Source organism: Paenibacillus sp. Y280 (assembly GCF_056786335.1).
In genome coordinates, this window is sequence record NZ_JBXCIW010000009.1 from 86,250 (window position 1) to 98,950 (window position 12,701).

Sequence of the window (12,701 nt, forward strand, 5' to 3'; positions counted from 1 at the left end):
TCCCGATCAGCCAAGCAGCTGTCGGATCAATTCCGCATTAGCCGTAATATGTGCAGGCTCGAGCATATCCTCATGCGTGCCGGCGCCTTTATATTTAAGATGCCTGCCGGTCGTATGCTTGCTCCAGTTAAGCTGGCGTTGAAGCAGGCTCAGCTCCTTGCCTTCGGACTCGATGAAATGGATGTCGGCTGCGAGCTTGCCCTTGTTGTCAAGCTTATTCAGAAAGGACATATAGGCGACGATGTGCCGGTAAATCGCATCGCGGATCATATTATTTTGCAGGTACGCTCCATATTGCGAGCCTTCTGCTTCCTGCTCGATAATTTTCCCGACCTCCTCTTCCGTCTGCTCAGCCGACTGCTTGATCGCCTTCTTCTTAGGCTCGGCATCGAGCATGATGAGATCAGATACGCTGCTCCCCTCGGCTTCAAGCATTTGGGCTACATTGAAAGCCAGGTTGCCGCCTGCTGAGTAACCGAGAAGAAGATATGGACCTTCCGGCTGTACGCTGCGAATGTATGCAACATACTGCTCGATTCGATCATCCTCATGAATGAAATCGAAGCCGTAAACAGCTATGCCTGCCTCTTCCAGCAATGCGCCCAGCTCTTGATAAACGAAGCCGTAGCCGGCAATCGGCGGGAAGCAGAACAAATGCCTGTCTGCTGAACGATTGAGCAGTGTAATCGGCTGATCCGCGCTTCGCTGAATGCGGCGGCTTGTTATGTAGCTAGCAAGCTCCGCAATCGTCGGCTGCTGGAAGACGGCAAGGAATGGAAGCTCCACCCGCAGTTGTTCATACACGTTAGCCGTAAGCATGGTGGCCTTCAACGAATTTCCGCCTACCTCGAAGAAGTTGTCGTGAATGCCCACCTCAGTGACGCCGAGCAGCTCCTCCCAAATTTGTGCAAGCTTTTGCTCCTCTTCATTTCTTGGCGCCATATAAGGCTTGCGCAATGCATGAACGTCTGGCTGCGGCAATGCCTTCATATCGATCTTGCCGTTAGGCGTTAACGGAAGCCGCTCTAGTCGAATGAAATGAGCAGGCACCATATATGCTGGAAGCTCTTTGACAATGGCAGCTTTGGCTGCCAGCACCGCCTCTTCGTTATCTGCGACTAGATAGGCGCATAAATATTTTTGTCCGCTCGCATCGTCGAGCGCTTGAACAGAGGCAACGCGAATGTCAGGCTGCTTTAGCAGCACCGCATCAATCTCAGCAAGCTCAATGCGATAGCCGCGTACCTTCACCTGCTGATCGATGCGTCCGGCAAATTCAATCATCCCATTTGGCAGCCAGCGCGCCGAATCGCCTGTTCGGTACATGCGCTCGCCCGGCTCGAATGGACAAGGGATGAATTTCTCCTCCGTCAGCTCCTGCTGATTCCAGTAACCGCGCGCAAGACCGATGCCTGCAATGCAAAGCTCTCCTCTGACACCGATCGGCTGAAGCTGCATCCGATCGTTTACAATATAAATTTTTGTGTTGGCAATCGGCTTGCCAATTGTAATGGTCTGATTTGGCTCAAGCCCGCGCATATAGGTGGACATTACGCTGCTCTCGGTCGGCCCGTATTCGTTCACCAGCTCTGCCTTTGCGTTTTTTAGCTTCGTTTGCGCAACCAGGCCGCTGCTGACAGGCTCACCGCCAAGCATAATCTGACGAATGGATCCAGCCTCTTCCGGCTCAAGCAAATGAATGATTGAACCGAATAAGCTCGGCACCCCGTTTAGATTCGTGATTTTAAAGGCTGACACCATTTTCTTCAATGCTACCGGGTCCTTTGCTTCTTCATTCGGCACGAGATAGCTGACCGAACCTGAAGCAAGCGGCGTAAACAAGCTGATGACGGACGCATCGAAGGAGAACGACATCATTTGCAGCGCCTTGTTCTCTGGTCCGAATCCGAATTCGGCACGCCTCCACTTTACCGTATTGGCAATGCTTTGATGCTCGATCATGACTCCCTTCGGTTTGCCGGTTGTCCCAGAGGTGTAGATCACATAAGCTAGATCCTCAGGCAAAACGGTCCATTCCGGATTCGAGTGGGACGCATCGTAGCTGTCTTCAGAATTCAGATTAAGCAGACTGCCGCTGAATTCGATTTCCAATGCCTCTATCATGCTTGCTTTTGCCAGCAGCAGCGGCGTTCTGCTATCCTCAAGCAAATAACGGATGCGGTCAGCAGGATAATCGGGATCGATCGGCAAGTACGCTGCGCCTGCTTTCATAATGGCTATCATGCCTACGACCATTTCAATCGATCGATCTGCCGCTATCGCGACAATATCGCCTCGCTGTATGCCGCGGCCTCGAATGACGCGGGCTAATTGATTGGCCCTCGCATTCAGCTGCGCGTACGACAGAGATGACTCCCCTTGTACGATAGCCGGCTGTGACGGATGCAGGCTTGCCTGCTCCTCGAACAGACCGTGCAGCAGACTAGCGCCTGTATACTCGCGCTCAGTCGCATTCATTTCGGACAGCCACTGCTTTTCCCCGTTAGACATCAGATCTATTTGTCCAATAACGGAATCAGGCGAATACGCAGCTGCCTCAAGAATGCGCAGGAAATGACCAGTCATGCGGTGAATGGTCTCCTCCTGGAACAGATCCGTGCAATATTCAAAGCTTAGTCGTAAAGTCCCCTCGCCTGGCGCTGCTATCAAGGACAGATCGAATTTAGAAATGCTATGCTCTTGACCGAATGGTACGATACGAAGCTCGTTTTGCGAATGTGAGACATCGGATGTTTCGCTTCGTTCAGCGTCCGCATTTTGCCAAACCACCACGGTATCGAACAGCGGATTGCGGCTTAGATCACGCGGAAGCTGCAGCTTCTCGACCAGCATTTCAAACGGATAATCCTGATGCTCGAATGCATTCAGCGCATTTTGCTTCACGTCTGACAGAAACTCCCGGAAGGAACGATCCGCGTTAAGCGAGCTGCGAATGGCCAATGAATTTACGAACATGCCAAGCATGCCTGACGTATCGACATGCGAGCGTCCCGCGATCGGAGCACCGACCACGATATCCGGGTGGCCCGAATAACGAGCAAGCAAAATTTTATATGCTGCAAGCAATACCATGTACAAGGTCGCTCCGGAATGCTGCGCCAGCCTCTCAAGCCTGTCCGTCAAATCGGAGTTTGCTTCAAACGCGGCTACAGCGCCGGAGAAGCTCTTAACGGCTGGACGGGCATAGTCGGTCGGAAGCTCTAGAAGCGGTAAGTCTCCCCCTGCAAATTGATTCAGCCAGTATTGCTCCTGCTCAGCGAAAGCCTCGCTCTCCAACCATTCGTTCTGCCATAAGGCAAAGTCCTTATAATGCAGTACAAGCTCCGGCAGGTCCTCACCTTCATACAGCTTAATGAGCTCCTGCAAGAAGATCGAGCCTGATACGCCATCCGAAACGATGTGATGCATGTCATATGCAAATACATGCTTATGCTCTGAGATTTGGATGAGAGCCGCGCGCAGCAGAGGCGCAGCTGCCAAATCAAATGGTCGGAACCATTCTTCGAGCAATTGCCCTGCCGCTTCCTCGGAGCTTGCTTGATAGCGCTCCAGCTGCATATCAACCGTGTCGTGAATACGCTGAAACGGTTCACCGTCCACTAAATAGAAGGAAGTGCGCAGCGGCTCATGCCTTGCAACGAGCTTTTGCAGCGCCTGTTCAAATCGTTCTGCATCGATAATCCCTTCCAAACCAACGACAGCCGGCATGTTATAGGCAAGGCTTGTCCCTTTTCCTTCAAACAGGTCGAGAATGTACATGCGCTTCTGTGCCGAAGACACTGCATATAATTCCTTCTTAGGCGCGGGTCTGATCGGGCTATAGGATTTCTTGGCATGCCCGTCGATATAGCGTGCAGCCGCTTCGATTGTAGGCGATTCGAATAGATAGCGAAGCGGAACCTCGACTCCGCATGCCTTATGCATCTGCGCGAGCAGCGCCATCGCTTTGAGCGAGTGGCCTCCGAGAGCGAAGAAGCTGTCCAGCACGCCAATGCTTTCAACGGCAAGGGCCTCTCGCCATAGGCTGACAAGCAGCTCCTCGGTTGGCGTTCGAGGTGCGACATACGCTGCGCCTGTTGCCAGTTGCCCTTCAGGCTCAGGCAAGGCTTTCCTGTTTATTTTGCCATTGGAGGATAACGGCAAGCGCTCCAGCTGAACGAAATGCGAAGGAATCATATACGCAGGGAGTCCGTTCCCTAGATGCTCGCGCAGCTCGCTTACGTTCAGCTCGCGGTCAGCCGTAAAATAAGCGCACAGGAAGCTGAGCTTCTCCTTATCCTGCAAGGCGACAACGACCGTATCGCGGACAGCCTCATGCCTTTGCAGCGCGGTTTCGATGTCGCCTAGCTCGATGCGGTAACCGCGAATTTTGACCTGAAAATCAAGCCGCCCCAAATATTCCACATTCCCATCTGGCAGCCAGCGCGCCAAGTCGCCTGTTCGGTACATTTTTGTGCCGGGAGCAAACGGATTGTCTACAAACTTCTCTGCTGTCAGCGCAGGGTTGTTCACATAACCTCTAGCCAAACCAATTCCGGCTATACATAGCTCACCTGGAATGCCAATCGGCTGAAGATGGAAATCCCCGTTCACCACATACAGCTGAATGTTACCAATCGGCTTACCTATAGGAACGATACCCGCTGCATCATTTGTCGAGCAGTCAAAGTACGAGACGTCAATGGCAGCCTCGGTCGGGCCGTATAAGTTAATCAGCTTAGTGCCATGCCTGCTGTAAAGCTCCTTGTTGAATCGCCTCACTTGATCGAGCTGGAGCGCTTCACCGCTTGCGAATAACAGGCGCAGGCTAGGCAGCCGCTCCGCGTGCGAACCACTGGCAATATATTCGAGGAACAAACCGAGCATAGATGGAACAAAATGCAGCGTCGTTACACGGCTTCGCTCGATCGCCTGAACGATTTCCTCCGGGTCCTTCTCCCCTCCCGGCTTCAGGAAGCAAACCTTTGCTCCGGTAATGCCCCACCAGAACATTTCCCAGACGGAAACGTCGAACGTATACGGTGTTTTTTGCAAAATAACGTCGTTCTCGTTTATCGGATACGCCTTTTGCATCCAGTGAATACGGTTAATCGCAGCTCTATGCTCGATCATGACGCCTTTTGGCTTGCCAGTAGAGCCAGAGGTATAAATCACATATGCGAGATGGCACGGCCCTGCGATCGGCTTTAAATTACGATCTTCCCCGTCCGCATAAGACGCTGGATCATTAAGATCAATCACTTCGCCAACCTGCAGTGAACGCGCTTTTGCCACAAACTTCGTTTGCGTCAGCAGCCATTTTGCTCCGGAATCCTCCAGCATGTACTGAATTCTCTCTTCCGGAAAATCAGGATCGATAGGCAGATAAGCTCCTCCCGCTTTCTGAATAGCGAGAATGCCGACGATCATCTCAGCGGCGCGTTCCAGCATAAGCGGCACGATGCGGTCTGGACCGACGCCGCTCGCACGCAGCTTATATGCCAACCGATTAGCTTTGGCGTTCAGCTCACGATACGTTAGCGTTCGGCTGTCATCCACTACAGCGACGGCGTCTGGCGTTTTGTCCGTTTGAGCTTCAAACCATTCGTATAGCGTCGTCTCAGCTGGAAATTCTGCTTCCGTATCATTAAACTGCTCCATCAATTTCGCTTTTTCTTCACCGGTCATCATATCGATATCTGCAAGCAGCACCTCGGGATTACCGGCAACCTCTTTTAAAATACGAACAAAATGATCACCCATCCGTTCAATCGTCTCGCGCTTGAAGAGGGAAGTTCCATACTCGAAGCTTATGATAAGATCGTCTTCCGTCTCCGTAGCTTCAAGCGATAAATCGAACTTGGCGGCGCCGCCCTCAAAATGGAACGGCTCAATTCGGAGCCCAGTCAGCTCCCGCGTGCCCATATCGATATTTTGCAGGCTGAACATCGTGTCAAAGAGCGGATTCCTGCTCAAATCGCGCGGCAGATTCAGCTTTTCTACCAGCGTATTGAACGGATAATGCTGATTATCCAGCGCCGCTAGCGTAGATTGCTTCACTTCCTCCAGCAGCTGTCCGAAATTTTTGGACGCCTCGGGGTTGCTGCGCAGGGCAAGCGTATTAACAAACATGCCGATTACCGACTCTACATCCGCATGCGGACGTCCCGCCACCGGTGTACCGACGACGATATCGGTCTGGCCGCTGTATTTGTGGAGCAGCACTTTGTACGCTGCAAGAAGGACCATATATAAGGTCGTTCCTGTCCGGGCTGCCGCAACATTCAGCGCGTCTTTCAGCGCACTGCCGGCTTGAATTGCATGATTTGCGCCTTTGAAGCTTTGCACGGCGGGACGCGGATAATCGGTCGGCAAAGCCAGAAGCGGCACTTCCTCCGCGAATGCCTCCAGCCAGTATTGCTCTTGCCGCTTCAAGGCGGACTTCCCTTCACCGCTGCTTAGCCATACGGCAAAATCCTTGTAGCTAATGCGCAGCGGAGGCAGCTCCTCGCCTTCATAGAGCTCGGCGAATTCCTTCATGAAGAGGCTCATCGACACGCCATCGGCAATAATATGGTGCATATCGCATAGCAGAATGTGCTTTTCCTCCGAGAGCTGGATCAGCTCTACCCGAAGAAGCGGTGCCTGCTCCAAATCGAACGGCCGAATAAAGGCTTCGATAAGCTCGGATAAATCCGATTCCTCTGCTAGACGCAAGCTAATGCCGAACGAAATATCATCGTCTGAAGCAATAAGCTGAACGGGTTCGCCGTCTACCAGACTAAATGAGGTGCGAAGCGCTTCGTGACGGGAGACCAGCTTGCGGAATACAAGCTGCACATGCTCCCATTCAAGCGGCCCATCTATCATCATGACACGCGGAAGATTGTAGCTGATGCCAGCTCCCTCGAACCGGCTTAACACAAACAATCGTTCCTGGGCTGGCGACAGCGGATAATACGGCTGCTCAGGCGCTCTGCCTATTGCGGTCTGTACCTCTTTATCCGCCTGATCCATATAGATGGCCAATGCTTCCACTGTCGCCGCTTCAAACAGCTTTCGCAGCGGAACGTCAACACCAAAATGCCGTTTCATTCGGGCGATTAGCGTCATTGCTTTCAAAGAATGACCGCCCAGAGCGAAGAAATCATCGGTCACACCAACAGGCTGCGTGCCGAGCACTTCTTCCCATAACGCAGCTAGCTGCGTTTCCGTATCGGTGCGAGGCGGCACATAACCCGCGCTTTGAGCTGCGGCTGCCGTGAAATCAGGCTTCGGCAGTGCGCGGCGATCGATTTTGCCATTAGCAGTTAGCGGGAACCGTTCCAGCTGCATGAAGCATAGCGGAATCATATAGGCTGGAAGCTGCTGTGCCAGCGCCGCACGAAGCTCCGAAGCAACTAGCTCAGCTTCACTGACATAATAAGCGCATAGAGCCTTTTGTCCGTTCTGGTCCTCACTCGCAACTACGCATGCTTCCTTCATTCCCTGCAGCTTCAACAAAGCGGAATCGATCTCTGAAAGCTCGATCCGATAGCCGCGAATTTTTACCTGCTGGTCAATCCGGCCCAAATATTCGATCACGCCATCTGCGCGCCATCGCGCGAGATCCCCGGTTTTATACATCCGTTCTCCATGCTCGTACGGGTTTGGAACAAATTTCTCTGCTGACATTTCCGGCAGATTCGCATACCCGCGGCCGACACCGTCGCCTCCAACCACAAGCTCGCCAGGGACGCCAATCGGCTGCAGATGGCCAGCTTCATTCACGATATAGGCTGTCGAGTTGCTGATTGGCATGCCGATCGGAATAGAATCCTCAAAATCAGACTCAATTGGAAACGTCGTCGAGAAAGTCGTATTTTCAGTTGGACCGTAACCGTTAATCAAGGATAGTCCCGGCGTGCTGCGGCGCACGCGGTTAATATGGCGCGGAGATAACACATCTCCCCCGATAATTAATTGACGAACACCAGCAAACATGCTCGGATTCTCTTCCGATAGCTGGTTAAACAGCGGCGCTGTCAACCACATCAACGTAATCCGGTGCTCGCGAATATAGGCAGCCAGCTGTTCTGAATGAAGCAGCACATCCTTGTCCACAATATGCAGCGTCATGCCATTCAACAGAGCTCCAAATATTTCAAACGTAATCGCATCAAAGCCGACAGAGCCCGTCAGCAGCAAACGTCCGTCAGAATCGAAGGAAGCGTATTTCGTTCCTTTCACGAGTCGGACGACACTCCGCTGCTCAACCATAACTCCCTTCGGATTGCCGGTAGAGCCTGACGTATACATGAAGTAGGCAAGGTCGTCTGGCGCAATAGCTGCGTTTAAATCCTCATCCTCGGCTGCCTCACTCGACATCAATTGTGTCAGCTCAAACCAGCCGATATGCAGGCTTGTCAACGGCTTGGTTCCGAATGTCAAGCAAGCCGATGCTGCACTGTCCTCCAGCATGAATCGAATCCGCTCCTCCGGAAATAGCGGATCGAGCGTGACGAAGGCAGCTCCTGCTTTCAAAATGCCTAGAATACCGACGATCATCTCAAGCGATCGGTCAGCATAGATGCCAACGGTATGGCCGCGGCCAATCCCGATATTTTGAAGCGTAAATGCTACTCGATTGGCATAGGCATTAAGCTCTTTGTAGCTCAGTTGTCGTCCGCGATAGGTGACAGCAGCATGCACAGGCGTTTGCTCAGCTTGTTTCTGGAACAGCTCTGCAATGGAGGCATCACGCGGATAAGCAGTGCGGCTGTCATTAAAGACCCGCAGTATAACCTGCTTCTCGCCACCTGTAATGATTTCGATCTCACGGATAGCACCGTTTGGCCGAGCGGCTATGCTCTTCAATATTTCGATAAAATGGCCTAGCATCCGCTTAACGGTCTCCTCACGATATAAAGCAGAGCTGTACTCTGCGCTAAGCAGCAGCCCCTCCTCTGCTTCTCTCGCCTGCAGAGACAAATCAAACTTGGACACATGCGCCTCAGAGGCGAGCGGAATGAAGCTTAGACCAGGCAGACCGGTCGCTTCAAGATCCATATTTTGCAAAATAAACATCGTATCGAACAGCGGATTGCGGCTAATGTCCCGCCTAAGCCCAAGCTTCTCGATCAATGATTCGAACGGATAACCTTGATTATCAAAGGCTTCGAGCGTAGATTCCTTTACTTGCTGCAGGAAAGTCGCAAAGGATTTATCCGCTTCCGGCCTGTTCCGCATAACTAGCGTCCCGACGAACATCCCGATCATCGGTTCTGTATCCGCATGCTGACGGCCTGCGGTTGGCGATCCGATGATGATATCTTCTTTTCCCGAATATTTGGCCAGCAGGACGTTATAAGCAGCGAGCAGTACCATATACAATGTCGTATTCGTTTTCTTCGCAAGTACTTGCAGCTGGTTCAGCAGCGGCCAGTCTGCTAGCTGCGTTACGACGCCGCCATGAAAGCTCTGTACAGGCGGGCGCGGAAAGTCGGTCGGAAGATCTAGCACCGGAAGCTCGCCGGAGAACCGATTCAGCCAGTATTGCTCCTGCGCCTTCAATTGAGCTGAACCTAGCCGCTCCTGCTGCCACACCGCGTAATCCTTATACTGAACGCGCAGCGGCTCTAGGCTTGTGCCTTGATACAGCTCAACAAACTCCTTGACCACTATGCCAGCCGACACGCCATCGGAAATAATGTGATGCATGTCGTACAGCAGCAAATGCTTGTTTTCCTTTAATTTGACCAGCTCCACCCGGAAGAGCGGTGCAGCATTCAGCTCGAACGGACGGATGAACGCTTCCGTCAAGCGTTCGGTTTCGGATTCATCCGCTTCCGAATAAGGAACATGAAGCTGGGCATGCTCCTCTATGATCTGCACCGGCTCCCCATCTACAGCCTCAAAGCGGGTCCGAAGCGTTTCATGACGTTTAACTAATTGGCGAAAAGCCGATTGCAGCAGTGGGACGTTGAGCTCCCCTTCAATAAAGATGAAGCCCGGCAAATTATAGCTTGTCCCTGAACCCTCAAGAGAGCTGACAACATACATCCGTTTCTGTGCCGAAGATACCGGATAATAAGCTCTTGCCGTCACCGCCTCAATCGCTGAATAGGTATGGCCAAGACCTGACTCCTTCTGCCGGATAATATAGTCCGATATCGCTTCAATAACCGGCGATTCGAAAATAACGCGGAGCGGAACCTCTATCCCGAAAGCTTGATTGATTTGCGAGATCATCGTCATCGCTTTAAGGGAATGTCCCCCTCTTTTGAAAAAATGATCCTTCGTTCCGATGACCGGCACCGCAAGCAGCTCCTGCCACATGGCACATAACCGTTCCTCCGTATCATTCGAAGGCGGGGTATATTCCGCAGCATCGCCGGTTATTGCCGATGTGAAGTCGGGCTCCGGAAGCGCTTTTCGATCCAGCTTGCCATTTGGCAGGCGCGGCATGCGATCAAGCTGAACGAAATGCGTCGGCACCATATATGATGGAAGCTCAGCCGCTAGTCTTTCCTTGATGTCTAGGAGTGCAAGCTCGTCATCCGCAGTCAAATAAGCGCATAGCGTCTTTTGCCCATTCGCATCATCACGTGCAACGACGACGGCTTCCTCGACAGTCGGATGACTCAGCACCGCAGCTTCAATCTCCCCAAGCTCAATGCGATAGCCGCGAATTTTGACTTGATGGTCGATCCGGTCTATATATTCGATCCGCCCATCCGGGAGCCAGCGGGCAAGATCGCCGGTACGATACATCCGCTCCCCCTGCTGGTAAGGACAATTCACGAATTTCTCAGCGGTCAGCTCCGGCCTCATCCAATAGCCCCGAGCAAGCCCGGCACCCGCAATACACAGCTCGCCGGGAACACCTATCGGCATAAGCTGCAAATGCTCGTTAACGATATATATAACCGTGTTTGCGATCGGACTGCCGATCGTTACCGCTTCATCTGCCTTTAACTGACGGCAAATCGTAGCGACTACGCTGGTTTCTGTCGGACCATACTCGTTCACAAGCTCCGCTTGCGGCGCTATTTTCCGGCTCCGTTCAAGGAGTGCGTCTGGGATTCGTTCTCCTGCCAAAGTCACAATACGGAGTGAGCTGGCAGCCTCCGGCTTCATGCCGTCTATAATGACCCCATACAAGCTTGGTACACTTATGAAATGCGTCACTCCCGCTTCGGCGATATGCCTTCTGAGAGACAACGGGTCCTTCGCTTCCTCTTCGGAAACGAGCACGACCGTTGCTCCGGAAATGATCGGCGTGAAGAAGCTTGTCACAAAACCGTCGAACGAGAAGGAAAATAGTTGAAGCACGACATCCTGTTCCGTTAAACCGTACTCGGCTGCTCGCCATTGAATCGAGTTTGCAACTCCGCGATGCTCGACCATAACACCCTTTGGCTGTCCGGTTGTACCTGATGTGTAGATGAGATAAGCCATTTGCTCTGGCCCAGCCAGAGCTGTCAAATCGGAATCATCCGCATCATAAGCAGCCTCGTCGCCTAGATCAAGCGTCTGCGCTGCACCGCATTCGGCCATCAGATGGGTTTGTGCAAGTACGAGATTAGCAAGGCTGTCATGGATTAAATAATCTCTACGCTCTTTCGGATAAGCCGGGTCAATCGGAAGATAGGCTGCTCCTGCCTTCATGACAGCTAGAATCGCTACGATCATCTCGTTTGATCTCTCTGCCATTACGGCAACTACTGTATCCGCAGCTGCTCCGCGTGCGCGAAGCGTACGCGCAAGCCGATTGGCGCGCGCATTCAGCTCGCGGTATGTAAGACGCTCCGTGCCGAATTGGACAGCTGTTCTCTCAGGCGATCGAAAGGCCTGCTCCTCGAACAGACCATGCAGCGTTCGTCCTTGGGGTAAATCAAGCGACGTATCATTAAAAGTGTGCAGCAATAGCTGTCTTTCTTCCTCAGAAAGCAGAACAAGCTGCGATAACGGCACGTCCGGTGTTTCAATCCCTTTAAGCGCAAGATTAAGATGAGCGGCTAATGAAACCACATTTTGCTCACTAAATCGTTGTAAGTCGTATTCGATTGCGACCTCCAAGCGATTCTCATCCTTACGGAACACAAAGGCTATGCTTGATCGAATATTAGCCGCATCGTTTCTAGCGTGGACACCCTCCAGCATGACGAGAATTGGCAAATCTGCTATTCCATCCTCCGATAACGCAATCTGCGCATATTCGGCCAAGGTGTGAAACGGAATGTTCTGATGCTCATTCGCCTCCGTCACGGCTTGACGGACATGACCTGCAAAGTCGCGGAAGGTATGCTCGCTCTTATATTCGGTATGAATGACCAGCAGCTTATTGACCGGCTCTTTCAAATCTTTATGCTGCTTAAACACCGGCACCCCAATCCGGGCTTGACCTGCCGATGCATGGTGGTGCACCAAATAGCTGACGCCGGATAACAGCAGCATAAACAGGCCGTATTCCGTGCTTGCCGCTGCTTTCAGCTTGGCTGCAGCTGCCTCATCAACAACATGAAGATAAGTGCCGATACCACTGGCTGCCTTCGCGGATGAGGCAGAGCTGCCTTGGATAATCATCCGCGGAAGCACGCTCATGCCGATGTCATCCTGCAGCTTTTGAGCCCAAAAATGCTGCTCCTTATCGTAACGGCCGCTCGTCAGCAGCATTTGTTGCGCGTATTTATCGATCATTACGAGTCTCCTCCAACCGA

The 12,701-nt window shown here is 52.4% G+C and carries 1 protein-coding gene; it reads right to left on the reverse strand.

Features of this window, described 5'->3' with window-relative positions; all coding sequences use genetic code 11:
* Positions 1-6: 6 nt before the first annotated feature.
* Positions 7-12,681 (reverse strand): non-ribosomal peptide synthetase, encoded by a 12,675-nt coding sequence (locus tag AC1TPC_RS14155; RefSeq protein ID WP_482067473.1) that lies wholly within the window; start codon positions 12,679-12,681, stop codon positions 7-9.
* Positions 12,682-12,701 lie beyond the last annotated feature (20 nt).